The organism is Massilia rubra, from assembly GCF_011682065.1.
In the GTDB taxonomy this organism is placed as follows: domain Bacteria; phylum Pseudomonadota; class Gammaproteobacteria; order Burkholderiales; family Burkholderiaceae_D; genus Telluria_A; species Telluria_A rubra.
In genome coordinates this window covers 26613-44946 of record NZ_VUYU01000015.1, presented here as the reverse complement: position 1 = coordinate 44946, position 18334 = coordinate 26613, and the positions used below count along the sequence as shown (strand labels likewise).

Here is an 18334-nt window from a genome sequence, read left to right as displayed (position 1 = left end):
GCCGTCTGGCCGGGCGCTGTGTTGTTAAAGTTTGGCTTTGGTGGGTTTGGTCGCCGCCGTGTCGAAGGTGCGCAGGCCGGCGCCGATCAGCGCGGCCGGAACATCGAGCGCCCATGCCGCCGCCACTGCCGCCAGCACCGTTTCGGGATACTGGGCGGTGCCCGGCTTGAGCGTGGACATGCGCAGCAGCACCGTTTCCTGCGCGCCGTCGCCGAGCACCACGTCCTGGCCGCGCATGAATACCGCGCGTTCGCCGGCGGCGCGGTGCGCCACGATGACCGGCAACTCGGGGTCGACCGCGTAGAAAATCACGCGCCCGTCGCACAAGCCGGCCAGTTCCGCCACGCGCGCGTCGGCGCCGTTGAGCACCGCCGCGCCGTCCGGCAGGATCACGTCGACCTGGCTGCGGATGACGTTGGCCATGCCGTCGGCGTCATGGATGTGGAATTCGGCCAGCGCTTCCTGGCCTTCCATGTCGGTCACCACGCCCACCGCGCACTTGTCGTAGGCCAGGCCTTCGGACAGGATCATGCGCGCGTTGCTTTCGAAAACAGCCACTTCGACGGTGCGGTTGATCAGTAGGCGCTGGCCGGCGTCGAAGGTCATGGCGTTCTCGCCCGAGACCTGGCGCTGGTCGAGGAACAGGCCCTGGCCGCTGACCACGCCCGTGTGCTTGCCGGTCAGGTTGATCAGGCAGCCGATCAGGCGCGCAATCAGGCTGGTCCCCTTGGTGCCGGTCACGCCGATGATGGGAATGCGCCCGCTTTCGCCCTCGGCGAACAGGTGCTCGATGATGGCCGTGCCGACCGGGCGCGCCGCGCCCTGGCCGGGTTTCAGGTGGGCCAGCAGGCCCGGGCTGGCGTTGACTTCGATGATGGCGCCGCGCTGTTCGTGGAGCGGGCGGGTAATGTCTTCGGCCACCAGGTCGATGCCGGCGATGTCCAGGCCGACGATGCGCGCGGCCAGTGCGGCGGCGTGCGCGATCGAGGGATGCACCTGGTCGGTGACGTCGATGGCGACGTTGCCGTTCGGTTGAATCAGCACCTTCTGGCCGGCCAGCGGCACCGAGTGCGCGCTCATGCCCTGGCGTTCGAGTTCGAGGATGATTTCGGCCGAGACGTCGGGCTTGACCGGGTTCAGTGGCGCGTCTTCGCCTTCGCCGCGGCGCGGGTCGGTGTTGATCTGGCTGTTGACCAGCGCGATGATGTCGCCCGTGCCGTCGCCGGTGACCCAGAGCGACTCGCCCTTGGCCGCGGCGACCATGCGCGTGCCCACCACCAGCAGGCGGTGTTCGTCGCCGGGGATGAAGCGCTCGACGATGACGCTGGCGCTGTCGCCTTTGCGTGCGGCCAGGTGGTAGGCTTTTTCGACGTCGGCCTGGGTCATCAGGTTGAGCGAGACGCCGCGTCCGTGGTTGCCGTCGTAGGGTTTGAGCACGACCGGCAGGCCGATGTCCTGCGCTTCCTCCCACGCTTGCTCCGCACTGCGTACCAGGCTGCCCTCGGGCACCGGTACGCCGCACGATTGCAGCAGCGTCTTGGTCAGGTCCTTGTCGCTGGCGATGCTTTCGGCAATCGCGCTGGTGCGGTCGGTTTCGGCGGTCCAGATGCGGCGCTGGGCGGCGCCGTGGCCAAGCTGCACCAGGTTGCCGTCGGTGAGCCGGATAAACGGAATCTTGCGCTCGGTGGCCGCTTCGACGATGTGCGCCGTGCTGGGACCGAGGCAATGGCGGTCGACGATGTCCTTGAGCTTGGCGACGGCGGCGTCCAGGTCGAACGGCGTGTCGTCGATGGCGGCCATCAACAGCGTGCGTCCGGTCTCGAGCGCGGCCAGGCCGACTTCTTCCTGGCGCGTGCGGAAGGCCATCTTGTAGACGCCGCGCTGGCCGGTGGAGCGGGTCTTGCCGAAACCGGTGCGCATGCCCGCCAGGTTCTGCAATTCAAGAACGACATGTTCGAGGATGTGGCCGGACCAGGTGCCTTCGCGCAGGCGCTCCAAAAAGCCGCCGCGCTCGCCCACGCCGCAACGATGTTCGATCAGGCCCGGCAGCAACACGGTCAGGCGCTCGTACAGGCCGGGCAGCAGGTTCGACGGAAACTCTTCCAGCTCGCCAATATCCAGCCACGCCTCGATCACCGGGCGATAGGTCCAGATGTTGGGTCCGCGCAGGTGGCTTACCCGCAGAACACTGATTTCTTTCTTCTTTGTCATGTCGTTATTTCTTGATAACAGGCTTGGCGTTGTTCACGCCCTAAGACCTCGTGAGGCTTTTCGAAGCGCATCATGTTGTATACTTGCTAGAGACGAAGCTTACCGTGCTGAACCGATTTCTGCCAGTCTGGATTCCCGAACGCGTCGCGCGGGCCTGCTCCGCAGCATGCCGGTGCGGCATTCCAGGGCGCCCTGCTGCCGGCGCCCACGTTGAACAATTTCCGCCCGTAAATTCGTGGCCCAGAGCCGGAACCGCACTACGATGACTATAGATCCATCTGTTTCTCCTATGACGACGGCCACCGGGCCGCTTTCCCTGCCTGAACACTGGCAGGCTGACGTCGCTAAAAAACTTGCACCAGGGGAAAACGTTCTAAGTGGCGTCGAGGTTGACCTCGATGCCAAATTGCATTTCAAAAAAGGTCTGGTGCTGGTCACCAGCCGCCGTTTGCTGGCGCGCGCGCCGGGTGAAAGCGCGTGGCGCGAGTGGGCTTTCCGTCCCGGATTGTCGCTCACGCACCACGATCACGCCGGTGTTGGCCATCTGCAATTGTTCGACGAACAAGGTTTGCTGGACGCCTGGCGCTTCACTTTGGGGCAGAACCTGCACGCGATCCGCGTGCTCGACCATTTCAGCGAGCAGCGCGACAGTTTCCTGAGCGGCTTGCCGGTGCAGTCGGCCGAGCAGAATGTGTGCCCGAGCTGTAAGGCGCCGCTCGAACCGGGGCAGGATGAATGTCCGATCTGCACCAAGGTGCTGTACACGCCGCCCTCGACCTGGACCCTGTTCCGCCTGTGGCGCTTTGCCAGGCCGTACAGCGGGCAACTCTCGCTCGGCTTTTTCCTGATGCTGGCCAGTACCGCGGCGCATATGATACCGCCGTATCTGACCATGCCGCTGATGGATAATGTGTTGATACCGTTCCAGAACGGGCAGCCGGTCGACCAGCAACTGGTGTGGATGTACATGGCCGGCCTGTTCGGCTCGGCCGTGCTGGCCTGGCTGCTGGGCTGGGGCAAGACCTATGTGCTGGCGCTGGTGTCGGAACGGATGGGCGCCGACCTGCGCTCGGCCACCTATGAGCACCTGATGAAGCTGTCGCTGGAGTATTTCGGCGGCAAGCGCACGGGCGATTTAATGTCGCGCATCGGCAGCGGCAGCGACCGTATCTGCGTGTTTTTGTCCTTGCACCTGCTCGATTTTGCCTCCGACGTGCTGATGATTATCATGACCGGGGTGATCCTGTGTTCGATCAATCCGATGCTGGCGGTGATTACCCTGGTGCCGCTGCCGTTCATCGCGTGGATGATCCACATCGTGCGCGACCGCCTGCGCACCGGCTTCGAGAAAATCGACCGGGTCTGGGGCGAAGTGACCAATGTGCTGGCCGATACCATTCCCGGCGTGCGCGTGGTCAAAGCGTTCGCCCAGGAACAGCGCGAAGCGACGCGTTTTCGCGATGCCAACAAACATAACCTGGCCGTCAACGATAAATTGAACCGGGTCTGGTCGCTGTTTTCACCGACGGTGTCGTTCCTGACCGAACTCGGTTTGCTGGTGGTGTGGGTATTCGGCATCTGGCTGGTATCGAACAAGAACATTACGGTTGGTGTGCTGACCTTGTTCATTACCTACAGCAGCCGGTTTTATGGCCGTCTCGATTCGATGAGCCGCATTGTGTCGGTGACGCAGAAATCGGCATCGGCCGCGAAGCGCATTTTCGATATTCTCGATCATGTATCGAGCGTTCCGGAGCCGGCCAATCCGGTCAAGCTCGATAAAATCGAAGGCCGCATCGATTTGCGCGAAGTCGGTTTCCGTTACGGCAACCGCGCGGTCAATCGCGGTATTTCGCTCAATATCAAGGCGGGCGAATTCGTGGGCCTGGTGGGACATAGCGGATCGGGCAAGAGCACCCTGGTCAACCTGATCTGCCGTTTTTATGACGTGTCGGAAGGGGCGATCCTGCTCGATGGCGTCGATATCCGCTCGTTCGCGGTGTCGGATTACCGCAAGAATATCGGGCTGGTGTTGCAGGAGCCGTTTTTGTTCTTCGGCACCATCGCCGAGAATATCGCCTACGGCAAGCCGCATGCGACGCGCGAGGAAATCATCGCGTCGGCGCGCGCGGCGCATGCGCACGAATTCATTTTGCGCCTGCCGCAGGGCTACGATTCGATGGTGGGCGAGCGTGGGCAGGGCTTGTCGGGCGGCGAACGCCAGCGCATTTCGATTGCGCGCGCCTTGCTGATCGATCCGCGCATCCTGATCATGGATGAAGCGACTTCCTCGGTCGATTCGGAAACCGAGAAAGAAATCCAGAAAGCGCTCGATAACCTGGTGCAGGGCCGCACCACGATCGCCATCGCGCACCGTTTATCGACCTTGCACCGGGCCGACCGGCTGGTGGTGCTGGACCGCGGCGTGGTGATGGAAGAGGGTAGCCACGACGAATTGATGGCGCGTGAAGGCGCGTATTTCCGCTTGTACGAAGCGCAGGCGCGCAACGTCGATACGGATATGGACGACAAGGATTGATGATGGCAAGCGCAGCAAGTTCGGTATTCACATTAAGCCGCGACAGTTTCGGTAAATTGACCTTGACGGCGGAAGACGGCGAAGTGCATGTCGGCGTCTCGCCGGTGCGGGCCTTTCCGATCCAGGCGCCGGACCAGGGTATTTCGATGGTGCTGACCAATGGCAAGGAAGTCGGCTGGATCGACAGTTTGGCGGCACTGCCAGCGGCAATTCGCGAATTGGTGCAAGATGAACTCGATGGGCGCGAATTCATGCCGGTGATTCACCATATTGTCAGTGTCAGCAGTTTTGCCACGCCCTGCACATGGGAAGTCAAGACCGACCGGGGTGATACCGCGTTTACGCTCAAGGGCGAAGAAGATATCCGCCGGATCGGCGACGCGTCGCTGCTGGTGGCCGATAACCACGGCATCCAGTTTTTGATCCGCGATATGTTCACCATCGACAAGCACAGCCGGAAGATTCTCGACCGGTTTTTATGATGGCGTTTTGACGGAGATTGCATGCACTATTTGTTATGTTACGAGCTGGCCCCGGATTATCTTGAAACGCGCGGCAAGTACCGCAGCGAGCACCTGAAACTGGCGTGGGAAGCGCAGGAGCGCGGTGAACTGATCATGGGCGGGGCGTTTTCCGATCCGGCCGATATGTCGGTGTTGTTCTTCCAGAGCGAATCGCCGGCGGTGGTCGAGGCGTTTGCCAAGGCCGATCCGTACCTGCTGCATGGCGTGGTGACCGGGTATAAAGTCCGGCAGTGGAATACCGTCGTCGGCAAGGATGCTTTTTCGCCGCTGCGACCTGAATAAGCGGGTTAATCAAGCCCTCACACCCGTCGTCCCCGCGCAGGCGGGGACCCATAGCACGCTGAATTCAACCGAAAACCCATGCGCGCCTTCCACGCCTCCGTCTTCCTCTTCCTCGCAGTACTTCACGCCACCGTCCTCGCCGCCGACCCTCCCAAGCGCCCCAAAATCGGCCTGGTGTTATCCGGCGGCGGCGCGCGCGGGGTAGCCCACATCGGCGTGCTCAAAGTCCTCGAAGAAATGCGCATCCCGGTCGACTACGTGGTCGGCACCAGCATGGGCTCGATCGTGGCCGGGGCCTACGCCATGGGCAACCGTCCGGACGAGCTGGAAAAGCGCATCGCCGCCGTGGAATGGAACAATGTCCTCACCGACAGCCCGCCGCGCCTGGAGCGTTCCACCTATGCCAAGGCGACCGAGCGCAAGAACATCGTCAGCGGCGAGATCGGCTTTTCCGACGCCGAAATGCGCCTGCCACGCGGCCTGAACTACGGCCAGCAGATCGAATTCTTCTTCAACACCCTCGCCGCGAAAACCGGCGACGTCACCCACTTCGACGAGCTCGACATTCCGTTCCGCGCGATTGCCACCGATATCGAAAACGGCAAGATGGTCGTGCTCGAACGCGGCGGCATCGCGCGCGCGATGCGGGCCAGCATGTCGGTGCCCGGCGTGTTCGCCCCGGTCGAGATCGACGACCGCGCGTTGCTCGATGGTGGGCTGGTGCGCAACCTCCCGGTCGACGTGGTGCGCGCCATGGGGGCCGACATTGTGATTGCCGTCAACCTCGGCACGCCGCTGCTCAAGCGCGACAAGATCGTCTCGGCCTTCGGCGTTGGCCAGCAGATGCTCAATATCCTCACCGAGCAGAATGTCGAAGCCTCGCTGCGCGAACTGACGCCGAAAGACGTGCTGATCCTGCCGCAACTGGGCGATTTCAGCGCGGCCGACTTCGAAAACTCCGCCAGGACCATCGACATGGGCGAGGCCGCTGCGCGCGTGGTGGCGGACCGGCTGGCGCCGCTGGCCTTGTCCGACGCCGATTTCAAGGCGCACCTGGCGGCGCGCGCGGCGCGCCATCCGGCGGTGGTCAAGGTTAATTCGGTGCGCATCGATACCAGGCAGTTGAAACACGTCAGCGAGGGGCTCATTCACCGCAAATTCTCGATCAAAGCGGGCCAGGCGTTCAGCACGGCGGAATTGCACGCCAATATGAACAGCCTGTATTCGACGGGTGATTTCGAAAACGTCACGCACCGTTTCGAGCATGGTCCGGAAGGGCGCACCCTGGTGATCGAACCGGTCGAAAAGGAATGGGGGCCGAATTACCTTCAAGCCGGCGTGCGCCTGTCGACCGACCTGGCCGGCGAAAGCGATTTTACGATCTTGCTGGCGCATCGCGGCAAATGGCTGACGCGCTCCGGGCTGGAGTGGCGCAATACCGTTTCGCTCGGCCAGGTCAACTCGTTTACCTCGCAGCTGTACCAGCCGCTTGGCGGTGAAAGCCGCTGGTACGTGGCGCCGTCCGTACGTTTTTCGCAGAACAAGGATAACCTGATCATCAACGACAAGGCGGTGGCGACTTACAGCGCCAAGCAGGCGTCCATCGGCATCGACCTGGTCAATCACGTCGATGACGACAGCACTTTCAAGGTGGGGCTGGAACGCGGCACCGAACGCTCGGACCCGAGCATCGGCGTGTCGCAGCTGACCACCGAGAAAAGTCAGATCGGCGTCATCAAGCTTGAATATGTTCAGGACCGGTTGGATGATTGGGTGTTTCCATCGACCGGCAATTACAGCTTTGTGAATGCGCGCATTGCCCCGACCTCGGTCGGCGCCACGGTCGAATACAAGCGGCTTGAAATGGGGCACGAAATGGCCTGGAACCGGGGCCCGCACCGGTTCAGCGTGGCCGGGCGCGCGGGCCATCTGTGGGGCGACGATTTACCGCTGATGGAATTGTTTTCGCTGGGTGGATTTTTGAATTTGTCCGGTTACCAGGCACGCCAGTTCCTCGGCGGCGATTATCTGTTCGGGCGCGGCGTGTACACGCGCAAAATGACGTTGCTGGGCATGCGCGCTGTGTATCTGGGCGGTTCGGTCGAATTGGGGAAAATGACGCGGCGGTTGAACGGCGACCAGATGGAACGGGCGCAGTTTGCCGGTTCCATGTTCGGCGCGGTCAATACCGCGCTGGGACCGTTCACTGTGGCGGTGGGTGTTGGCGAACGAGGCAACCAGACGTTTTATCTATTCTTCGGCAAGCCGTGAACACGTTCCGCGTCGCGCTCGACGAGGTGGTTGGCAGGCAACTGAGGCGGGATGGCATCGTGTTTGAAGATGTTTCGATAGTCCGCATATTCATCGACGCGAAAGACATGCTTGAAGAGGCGGACTTCGATGGTGCCTTGGTCTGTTTTGATGAGTTGAAACACAGTCTTTCCGGTCGCGGGAATTACCTGGTTTTTACCTGCGCCTGTGGCATTGCCGACGATGGCGGCTGGGAAAGCGTCGCTGTGGATATGACCGATTCCACCGTCAACTGGACAATGCAAGCTGGCTCGCGCGCACTGAATTATTGTTTCGATCGCACCGTCTACGTGGCGGAAATTGCGGCGCTCGGGAAGAAACTCGCTTCCAGTGCGCTGCCACTCGAACCGGGACAGGTGGTGTTTCCTGACGATTTCTTTCCCCGCAAGGATTCATGCTCGGTTGACGGCCAAAAGCGAACGCAGACGAAAGACGATACATCGCCATTAATACCATAAAGGGTGGGAAGGATGGGCCTTGAGAATCCTAGCGTGGTTGACGCTGTCGGCACTGAAACTGTATCGGGCAGCGTTGTCCTGTCGATCCTTGACTCGTGGGACTGGACTGATGAACGTGATCATTTGCTGGCGTTGCAAAGCAAGTTGAACGCGTACTTCGGTTTTGTCGAGAGTGGCCAAATGTACGAGGCGTATCCCGCCGCACAAGGCAAGTCGCTGCGGATTGACATCATCAGCCGTTATCCGTTGCCGACAGCCGCCGTTCAGTTTCTGACCGATGCGAAGGTCGTCGCGGAGGGACTGGATGTTTCCTTGCGTTGGAATGCATTCCCTGCCGGCGCAGCGGCCTAAGCAAGTGCGCATAAATTCTTGTCATTTCCAGCTTCCATAAGCGGCGCCTTGCTGTGCTGCCCACCGCTAGCAGTACACGCACTGCCTCGCGGCGTGTGCCTCGCATCCGGCTATGTTCGCCAAAAACTCACGCTTATGTCTGCGCGGGTATTTAGGGCTGTTGCGCGGTAAGGAGAAGATGGCACGCGGGTGAGGAAGACATTTATGAAAATATCGGCTATTCAGACAGATGAACTTTATCCGAATGGCAGCTAAAGTCAATATAGCCGAATAGCGGCTAACCAAATATAGCCGAATATCGGATAAATTTCCGAGGAAGACGCCCGCCGTGCCGGCGGTAAGCTGACGCCACCACACCTATCTCAGGCCCCTTGGCGCACGTCGGCGACCCGGAGCACGCTCTTTATCGCTCGTTAAGAGAGCACGAGGAAAGACCGGTTCGGGTAACGATGGTGCTGTCCCTCCAGGTAAGGGACGCTGCAGATGTGCTTATCGGCGCAGGCGCGCGTCGCCAACGATGTAAGGCAGCAGGCGCGCGATATTGCGGGCGTCGTCGATGCCGCGATGGTGGGCGCCTTCGAACTTCATGCCGGCCAGGCGGATGGCTTCTCCCAGCCCCGGTTTCTTGGATAATTTCTGGCGTTCCGCCATCAGTCGCTTGACGTTCGCGTGCGAGGCGCTGATCGGATAAGGCACTTTGTGGAAGGCGCAGTCCTGGTGCAGCTGTTTCAGGTCGTAGTCGCCCCAGGAGCAGAAAACGAAGTCGCTGTACTGATATAGCCAGGTCTTGAAGTGGCCGATCGCTTCTTCAAACAGGGGCGCACTGTCGACGTCTTTTTGCTCAATCGAGGTGAGCGTGGTGCAGAATGGTGTCAGTTGCGGATGGCGCACCGGGCGAATGAAGGTCTGGAATTCATCGACCACGGCCAGGCTGGCGCCGTCGACCATCACAGCGCCGATTTCGATGATTTCCATATGGTCGCGTGGCACTGTGCTCTTGTCGCAGCAGGTGGCTTCAAAGTCGATGACGAGATAACGGGATGCTTGCATTCAGTTGAGTTTCCTTAAGTAGATAAAACGCTACTATAACGAAAACTCCCGAGCCGGCCGGAAAACCCCTCTTTCACAGCCGCTCCCGTCATGCGCTTTCTCTACTTTGCCGACGCAATCCAGCGATCCACCCGCGCCTCTAACAGCGGCAGCGGCAAGGTGCCGTCGCCGATCACCACTTCGTGAAACTTGGGCAGGCTGAACTTGTCGCCCATCGCCGTGCGCGCCCGCTCGCGCAATTCCAGGATCTTCAGCGCGCCGATCTTGTAGCTCAATGCCTGCGCCGGCCACACCATGTAACGCTCGATCTGGTTCTTGGCGCGCGCTTCGCTGTAGCCGAGTGTCTTGCTGGCATACGCAATGGCCTGCTCCCGGGTCCAGCCTTTGGCGTGCATGCCGGTATCGACCACCAGCCTGACGGCGCGCAGCAATTCATCGTTCAGGTGCCCGAAATACGCTTCCGGATCGTCATACAGACCGAATTCGTGCCCCAGGGTTTCCGCATACAGCGCCCAACCTTCGGTAAACGCCCCGATATTCGGATTTTCGGTATTGAATTTGCGGAAATCCGGTACGTCGAGCTCCTTCAGCAGTCCCGCGTGAAAATGGTGGCCGGGCTGGCCTTCGTGCAGGTACAGGGTGACCATGCCGGTGCGGCTGTAGTCTTTGGGATCGTTCACGACCGCCCAGAACACGCCCGGATGCGAGCCGTCGGCCGCCGCCGGCGTGTAATGGTCGGACGCCGTGGCGCGCGTCAGTTCGGGCTCCAGCTGTAACTGGAGCGGCGCTTTCGGCAGCAGCGAAAACAGCGCCGGCAGCTTGGTCTTGATCTTGCTGTCGATCTGGCGATAGGCATCGAGCACCTCGGCCTCGGTCTTGAAGGACTTGAATTTGTCCTGCGCCTCCACCCATTGCGGCAGCCCCGCCGGCGCGCCGCTGTAACCGAGCTTGGGACCGAGCAGCGCCCATTGCTGTTCGATGCGCGCCACTTCCTTCAATCCCAATTGGTGAATCTGTTCGGGATTCATCGACACCGTGGTGCGGTCCTTGATCTGCGCCTGGTACCACGCGGCGCCGTTCGGCAGCGCGCTCCAGCCGTCGCTGGCGCGGCTGGCGGGCAGGTATTCCTTTTCCAGGTACAGCGCCAGCCGCTCGAGGGCAGGGGACAGGCCGGTGGCGACTGTCTTGCGATAAGCGGCGCTGAGCCGGTCTTTATCGGCCTGCGAAAACGCCGCCGGCAGGTTCTTGATCGGCGTGTAAAAGATATTCGCTTCCGGCGTGGCGCTGCGCAGTTGCTGGAACTGGGGCAGCATCGCCACCGTGATCGCTTTCGGTTGCACGATGCCGCGCTTGACGCCTTCGCGCATGTTGGCAATCGCCTGGTCGATCCAGGCCGGCAGCTGGTTCAGGCGGCTCAGGTAATCCTGATACTGGGCCACCGTATTCAAAGGTTGCGAGCCGGTGCCGCTGGCGTAATTGGCCAGGGTGCCGGGCACGTTATCGAAGTGGTTCAGCGGCAGCAGGTGTTCGGGGAATTTTTCCAGGCTCAGGCCGCTATCGAGTTCGAAGGCCAGCAAGTCGTCATTGAGCTGGTCCGCTTCGCTCAGGCGGGCACGCGGAATGGCTTTCAATTGCGTCTGCAGGCGCCGGTACAGCGCAAACTGGCGTGCGCGGCTTTTCGGCGAAATGCTCATTCCCAGTTCGCTGTTATAGCGGCTGTCGCCATTGGCGGTGATCAGCAGCGGATCGAAATGCGCGCGCGCCTGATAGAAGGCGTCGGCCAGTTTGTGAAGCCGGGTCGCTGCGGCGGCGCTGGCGGCCGGTGCGGTGCTGGCGGCCGGCGCGGCGCTGGCGCCGCTCACCGGCAGGGTTAATACGGCCAGCAATGCCGTGGTGCCGAGCAGCGGGCGGGAGAGGCTGAAACGCATGACGATTCCTTGTACATTGAGTGAAGAGAATCCAGGCAGGATAGCGCAAATGGCCGCAGCTGGGCAGCTGAGCGACGCTGTATGATGAGCGGCGCTTTGCGCCGCCTATCCCCTCTATGGAAACGCCATGTCCGATTATTCGACCGTTTTGCCGCATATTGTCGTCGTCACCACCGGCTCGGCCGGCGATCTGTTTCCATTCCTGCGGCTCGGGATCGGGCTGCGCGAGCGCGGCCACAAGGTCACGATCCTCGCGCCCCAGATGCACGAGCCGCTGGTGCGTCATGCGGGCCTGGAATGCCATCCCTTGCCGGCCGATCCGGTGGTCCTGGACGATCCCGACCTGTGGCATCCGCGGCGCGGTTTCGGCGTGGTATGGCGCGCCATCCGGGACGGCATGGAAGCGATGCGCGCCTTTGTCGCGGCCCTGCCGCCGGACCAGCCGTGCACCTTGCTGGTCCATCCGCTGGCCGTGGCGCATGCCGACCTGCGCCGCGCGGAACGGCCCGATATCCGGATCGTGGCCGCCTACCTGGCGCCATCGAACCTGCGCACGGTGCACGACTTGCCGGTGCTGGGACCGTTCCCGATACCGGGCTGGCTGCCGCTGACAGTGCGGCGCTGGCTGTGGAACATGGTCGAGTCCACGGCCATCAACCCGGTCGTCGTGCCCGAACTGAACGCGATACGCCGCGCGCAGGGGCGCGCGCCCATATCCAGCTACATGGACGAGATGTACAGCGCGCCCGATCTGTCGGTGACCCTGTTTCCGGAATGGTTCGGCGCGCGCCAGCCGGACTGGCCGTCGCCGCTGCTGTGCGGCGATTTTCCGCTGTACGATCCGCATCCGGAGGCATCGATTGCGCCGGGCCTCGTGCAATTCATGCGCGCCGGCAGCGCCCCGATCATCGTCACCCACGGTACCGCCAACATGCACGCGGCCGCGTTCTTTGCCAGCGCACTGGCGGCGGCGGAGCGGCTCGGCCGGCGCATCGTGTTCCTGACGGCGCACCGGGCGCATGTGCCGGCCAACTTGCCGCCAACGGCGTTCTGGCAGGATTACTGCCCGCTGGCGGCCTTGCTGCCGGACGCGGCGGCGCTGGTGCACCACGGCGGCATCGGCACCACGGCCGTCGCCTTGCGCGCCGGTACGCCGCAGCTGGTCGTGCCGATGGCCTACGACCAGTTCGACAACGGCGAACGCGTCAGGGCGATGCACGCCGGCCTGACGCTCAAAGCGAACCGCGTCAGCGTCCGCACGCTGGCCGACGCCCTGCACAGCCTGCTGCAATCGCCCGAGATCCATATCGGTTGCTCGGCAGTCAAAGAGCGCCTGGCGGCCGGGGCAGGGCTGGACGCGGTAATCGATGCCATATCGAAAACGGTATCGAAAACCGGAAAAATATGATTGGATTGATTCTTTGGCTTTCCTTACTATCCGGTTCAAGGGCTAAAAATACCCAAGAATCATATAACTAGAACGCCAAGGAGACGTATGACATCGCACGCACCAGGCCCCGTCGCGGCCATTTCCCGCACCCCCTTGACCTTGAAGCTGATCGTGGTGGCCCTGGCCGGCGCCGGCATGCTGAGCGGCGCCTCGGTATGGGCGCAGGATGCCACTGCGCTTGATTCCACCAGCGTGGTTACGGTCTCCGGCGTGCGCAAGGCAGCCCAGAGCGCCCAGGCCATCAAGCGCAATTCGGACGAAGTGATCGATTCCATCGTGGCCGAGGAAGCCGGCAAGTTCCCGGACAAGAATGTCGCCGAAATGCTCGGTCGTATCACCGGCGTGCAGATCCGCCGCGAAAACGGCGAAGCGCGCGAGGTCGTCATCCGTGGCTTGCCTGGCCTCGTGACCCTGCTCAACGGCCGCGAAATGTTCACCGCCGGCAAAGAGGGCCGCAGCCTGTACCTGGCCGACATTCCGGCCGCCATGCTGCAACGGGTGGACGTGTACAAGACCCAGGGCGCCGAGATGGTCGAGGGCGGCACCGCCGGCGTGATCGATGTGCGCACCGCGCGTCCGTTCGACGCCAAGGGGTTCGCGTCGAGCCTCACGGCGCGCGTGGAAAACCGCGACAAGTCGAAAACCAACGATCCCAACCTGTCGGGCATGATCTCGAACCGCTGGAAAACCGGCTACGGCGAGATCGGCGCGCTGGCCGGCTTGTCCTACCAGGATGGCAATTACCACGACGAAATTACCTGGAATTCGCCGCCGAAGGACCGCGCGGCCGACATCGGCGCCGGCATCTCCGCGCCGGACGAGCTGGGCCATGTGCTGTACCAGGGCCAGCGCAAGCGCGTGGCCGGCAATGTTGCGCTGCAGTGGCGCCCGAACGCGGCCCTCGAATTCTTTGCCGAAGGCATCTCGACCGAAATCCATCACGATGCCGAACGCCAGTTCTATGTCGGCGCGCTTGGCCTGAACAAGAATTCCGCCTTCACCCTGATTCCCGGCACCAAGCAGGTGCAGACGGTGACATCGACCAACAGCAATCCGTTCGCGCTCGGCTCGACCCAGGCGCCGCACGATTACTCGCTGGGCAGCCAGGGCGCCATCGGTGCGCGCTGGAACGTGTCGCCGACCTGGCGCGTGACGACCGAGCTGGCGCGTACACTGAGCAAAGTGCGCCAGGAGTTTCCGATTGTCGACCTGGTGGCGGCGCCGCCTACCATCACCGGCAACACCTACGTGAATGGGGGAGCGCAGTTTTCCTATCCCGGTTACGACATGAGCAACCCGAACAATTACCGGGTCGCCACCTTCTTCGACAATCACAACCATGCCGAAAGCCGCGCGACCGACTGGCGCGCCGACGCCACCTGGACCCCGGAAGAAGACGGCTTCATCAAGGACGTCTCGACCGGCGTGCGGGTCGCCAAACGCAATGCGGCCTATGTGCACGAGCTGGACGGCTTCCGTCCGGCGCCGGGCAATATTCCATTGAACTCGGTGCCGGGCCTGGCCTGCAATTCGATGCCGATGGCGGGCGACTACGGCATGGCTTCGTGGGTCACGCCATGCGCGGGCTTCATGCACGACCATATCGGCGACTTGCGCAAACTGTTCGGCGATGGCAGCAAGTCGGCGGAAGACAAGCTGTCCCAGTTCAACAACCAGGAAACCACCTACGCCATCTACACCAAGGCCAAGTATGGTTTTACGGCCGGGACCATCCCGGTCGACGGCACGGTCGGGGTGCGCGTTGTGCAGACCAAGGGTGTGCTGAGCGGCTACTCGCAATCGAATGGCGTGATCGTGCCGGTATCGAGTACGCCATCGTCGACCGACGTGTTGCCGAACGCCACCCTCAAGGCCATGATCTTGCCGGAAGTGCAGGCGCGCCTGACCGCCGGCAAGTCCATGCAGCGGGCCAACTTCGACCAGTTCAATCCGGGCGTGTCCTACAACGTGCCGAGCACCACCGTGCAAGCGGTGGGCACGGGCGGCAATCCGGACCTGAAACCGATCGAAGGCAAGAATTTCGATGCCGCGGCAGAATGGTATTTTGCCCCGACCGGCTCGCTCACGGCCACCGTGTTCCGCCACGACTTCAAGAACTACATCCTCACCAGTTCGACCAAGGAAACCTATAACGGCATCGTGTACGACGTGAACCGGCCGCGCAATATGTCCAAGGGCACCTTGCAGGGCGCGGAATTGTCTTACCAGCAGTTCTACGACAAGCTGCCGGGCTGGCTGGGCGGCTTCGGCCTGCAAGCGAACGTGACCTACATGAAGGGCGACCTGACCGACACCGGCGGCGTGCTCAAACCGTTCGTCGGCATGTCCAAGCTGTCGTACAACGTGGTCGGCCTGTACGAGCGCGATGGCTGGTCCGGCCGCGTGGCCTACAACTGGCGCGACAAGTATGTCGACACCTTCAACTACCGTGGCCTGGGTTTCGACTTGATCGTCGACCCGATCAAGACCATGGATGCCTCGCTCTCCTACAAGATCAGCGAAGCGATGAGTGTGACCGTGGACGTGGAGAATTTGCTTGACCGTAAGTACCACGATTACCATGGCGTCGCCAGCAACCCGCGCGACATTCGCCGCTACGACCGCGTGGTTGGCCTGTCGCTGCGCTACAAAATGTAGGGGAACCTCGAATAACCTACTGCGCGGCATCATTTTCGCCCTGCGATGCTCACCGTACCTTCGTACGGCTCCGCGTCTCGGACGAAACTGAAGCCGCTCGCTACGGTTCTTCAAGGTCCCGTAAGTTTGTCAGGCGATCGTCCCGGAAGCGTTGCGTGGAAATTGAACGCAGCGCTTTCTGTCCTTGTATGGCTGAGAAAGTTTGCATGAATACGCTCGATAAGAATTCCCAGAAATTATCCACCCTCGAAAAAGTGGGCTTCGGCACCGGCGACATGGCGCTCAACGTCGTGATCTCGTCGATGATGCTGCTCATCACCTTCTTCTACACCGATATCTACGGCTTGCGCACCGAGCACCTGGCGCTGCTGTTCGTGGTGGTCAAAGTCATCGGCGGCGCGGCCGACCTGGCCATGGGGCAGGTGACCGACCGCTTCACGGCGCGCTTCGGGCGCTATCGCCCTTGGCTGCTGTGGCTGTGCGTTCCCTATGGCGTGAGCGTGTTTTTCGTGTTCACCACGCCAGGCTGGGGCTATGACGCCAAGCTGGTGTGGGCGTATTCGACCTACATCCTGATGACCCTGATGACGGCCGGGGTCGGCATTCCGTATATTTCGCTGATCAGCGGACTGACCAGCGATCCGCAGGAACGCCTGTCGGCCAACGGCTACCGGCTGTTCTTCGCCAAGGTCGGCGCCTTTATGGTGACCATTATCGTGCCCAAGCTGGCGGACAAATGGGGTGCGGGGAACCTGGCCGTCGGCTACCAGTCGGCCATGGCGCTGATGGCGGTGATGGGCGTCGGCTTGTTCCTGTTTTGCGTGTTCACTACCAAGGAAAGGGTGGTGCACGTGGTCGAACGGCAGCCTTTGATGGAACAGTTCAAGCTGCTGATGCGCAACGACCAATGGCTGATCCTGTGCGGCGTGTGCCTGACCGGCACGGTCGGCTACGTGGTGCGCGGCTCGGTCGCCATCTATTACGCCATGTATTACCTTGGCGGCGACACCGATACCGTGGCGGCGTTCTTGTCGACCGGCGTGGCGGCCGCGATCCTGTCGATGGTCGCCTCGACCTGGATCACCAAGTCCTATTGCAAGGTCAAGCTGTTCCGCTACACCCAGCTTGGGGTGGCCCTGATCAGCGTGCTGATGTACGTGTTCGTGAAGCCGGGCGACATGCTGCTCGCGTTTATCCTGTACTTCCTGCTCTCGTTCGTGGTCGACCTGCATGCGCCGGTGTTCTGGTCGGCGATTGCCGAAACCATCGACTACGGCCAGGTCAAGACCGGCAAGCGCGTCTCCGGCTTTGCCTTCGGCGGCATTTCGGTATGCCAGAAGGCCGGCATGGCGGTGGCCGGCGGCATGGTCGGGCTGCTGCTGACCTATTTCCAGTATGTGCCGAACCAGGCGCAAAGCCCGCTGGCGCTGAGCGGCATCGCCTTGATGCTCACCGTCATCCCCGGCTTCTTCCACTTCCTGATGGGCGTGCTGATGTTCAAGTACCGCATCACCGACAGCTACTACGACGAGGTCAAGACCGACCTGCGCAGCGCCGGCTTCGCCACCACGTAATTTACCAGACCCGCTTAAGCAAACCCAATGACCATGCAGACACTGTCCCCCCTGATCGCGCAACGCGCCGATCCGTTCATTTACAAGCACAGCGACGGCTATTACTATTTCACGGCCTCGGTGCCGGAATACGACCGCATCGAAGTGCGCCGAGCGCGCACCATTGCGGAATTGCCAGGCGCGCCCGCAATCGATGTATGGCGCAAGCCGGATGCCGGACCGTACAGCGAACTGCTGTGGGCGCCGGAAATTCACTTCAACCAGGGCGCGTGGTACGTCTACTTTGCCGCCGCCCCGAGCCGCGAGATCAAACACAAGCTGTTCCAGCACCGCATGTACGCCGTGCGCAACACCAATCCCAACCCGCTCGAAGGCGAGTGGGAATTCATGGGGCAAGTCGACAGCGGCATCGACACCTTCTGTCTCGACGCCACCACCTTCACCCATGACGGCGTGCTGTACTACCTGTGGGCGCAGAAGGACGAGGCGATCGAAGGCAACTCCAACCTGTACATCGCGCCGATGGCCACGCCATGGCAGCTTGGCGGGCCGCCGGTCATGCTCAGCAAACCCGAATTCGACTGGGAAATCCGTGGCTTCTGGGTTAACGAAGGCCCCTCCGTCATCAAGCGCAACGGCAAGATTTTCATCAGTTACTCGGCCAGCGCCACCGACGAGAACTACGCGATGGGCCTGCTGTGGGCCGACGAGAACGCCGACCTGCTCAATCCGGCATCGTGGACCAAGCTGGCCGAGCCGGTGCTGCAAACCTGCTACGAGCACGGTATCTACGGTCCGGGCCACAACAGTTTTACCTATGCCGAGGATGGCGACACCGTGATGCTGGTGTACCATGCTCGTACCTACACCGAGATTGTCGGCGACCCCCTGTGGAACCCCGACCGCCATACTTTCGTCAAGCCATTACGATGGGACGAGCAGGGCATGCCCGTGTTCGGACGCCCGTCAATCGCCTGAGCCACCTTAACGAGGAAGCAC

General features: G+C 61.9%; 13 protein-coding genes. 10 read left to right on the top strand and 3 right to left on the bottom strand.

The genetic code is table 11. The features are described 5' to 3' along the window. Positions 1-24: 24 nt before the first annotated feature. On the bottom strand, positions 25-2211 hold the full coding sequence (locus tag F0185_RS20920) for a cyanophycin synthetase (protein WP_167227735.1): 2187 nt from the start codon (positions 2209-2211) through the stop codon (positions 25-27). A gap of 289 nt (positions 2212-2500) precedes the next feature. Between F0185_RS20920 and F0185_RS20915 the strand changes: the two genes are divergently transcribed. From F0185_RS20915 to F0185_RS20890, 6 genes are all read left to right on the top strand, one after another. Further along, positions 2501-4750 (top strand): cyanophycin metabolism-associated ABC transporter, encoded by a 2250-nt coding sequence (locus F0185_RS20915; RefSeq protein ID WP_167227733.1) that lies wholly within the window; start codon positions 2501-2503, stop codon positions 4748-4750. A 2-nt stretch (positions 4751-4752) separates the two neighbouring features. Continuing rightward, positions 4753-5232, top strand: a complete 480-nt coding sequence (locus F0185_RS20910) for a cyanophycin metabolism-associated DUF1854 family protein (RefSeq protein WP_370664046.1) — start codon at positions 4753-4755, stop codon at positions 5230-5232. Between the two features lie 21 nt (positions 5233-5253). Beyond that, entirely contained in the window at positions 5254-5556 is a 303-nt protein-coding gene (locus F0185_RS20905; RefSeq protein ID WP_167227731.1) for a YciI-like protein, read from the top strand. 78 nt (positions 5557-5634) lie between these two features. Further along, the gene (locus tag F0185_RS20900) at positions 5635-7827 is read left to right on the top strand and encodes a patatin-like phospholipase family protein (RefSeq protein WP_167227729.1); all 2193 of its coding nucleotides are present in this window, start codon (positions 5635-5637) and stop codon (positions 7825-7827) included. After that, on the top strand, positions 7824-8324 hold the full coding sequence (locus tag F0185_RS20895; RefSeq protein ID WP_167227720.1) for a hypothetical protein: 501 nt from the start codon (positions 7824-7826) through the stop codon (positions 8322-8324). The genes F0185_RS20900 and F0185_RS20895 overlap by 4 nt, the downstream gene beginning before the upstream one ends. A 12-nt stretch (positions 8325-8336) precedes the next feature. Next, positions 8337-8675 (top strand): DUF6572 domain-containing protein, encoded by a 339-nt coding sequence (locus F0185_RS20890; RefSeq protein WP_308623971.1) that lies wholly within the window; start codon positions 8337-8339, stop codon positions 8673-8675. A gap of 489 nt (positions 8676-9164) precedes the next feature. Here the strand turns inward: F0185_RS20890 and F0185_RS20885 are convergent, their stop codons facing one another. Further along, positions 9165-9725 (bottom strand): 3'-5' exonuclease, encoded by a 561-nt coding sequence (locus F0185_RS20885; protein ID WP_167227716.1) that lies wholly within the window; start codon positions 9723-9725, stop codon positions 9165-9167. A gap of 101 nt (positions 9726-9826) precedes the next feature. Beyond that, positions 9827-11653, bottom strand: coding sequence for a DUF885 domain-containing protein (locus F0185_RS20880; protein ID WP_167227714.1), 1827 nt, complete (start codon positions 11651-11653; stop codon positions 9827-9829). A gap of 127 nt (positions 11654-11780) precedes the next feature. On the opposite strand from F0185_RS20880, the gene F0185_RS20875 reads away from it, so the two are divergent. The 4 genes from F0185_RS20875 (at position 11781) to F0185_RS20860 (ending at position 18313) form a co-directional block, all read left to right on the top strand. Continuing rightward, complete coding sequence (locus F0185_RS20875) at positions 11781-13061, top strand: glycosyltransferase (RefSeq protein ID WP_167227712.1); 1281 nt, start codon at positions 11781-11783, stop codon at positions 13059-13061. An 87-nt stretch (positions 13062-13148) separates the two neighbouring features. After that, positions 13149-15761 (top strand): TonB-dependent receptor, encoded by a 2613-nt coding sequence (locus F0185_RS20870; RefSeq protein WP_167227709.1) that lies wholly within the window; start codon positions 13149-13151, stop codon positions 15759-15761. A gap of 206 nt (positions 15762-15967) precedes the next feature. Beyond that, a complete protein-coding gene (locus F0185_RS20865) occupies positions 15968-17335 on the top strand; it encodes an MFS transporter (protein ID WP_167227707.1) in 1368 nt (455 codons plus the stop codon). A gap of 27 nt (positions 17336-17362) precedes the next feature. Continuing rightward, positions 17363-18313 (top strand): glycoside hydrolase family 43 protein, encoded by a 951-nt coding sequence (locus F0185_RS20860; protein ID WP_223164548.1) that lies wholly within the window; start codon positions 17363-17365, stop codon positions 18311-18313. Positions 18314-18334: the final 21 nt, after the last annotated feature.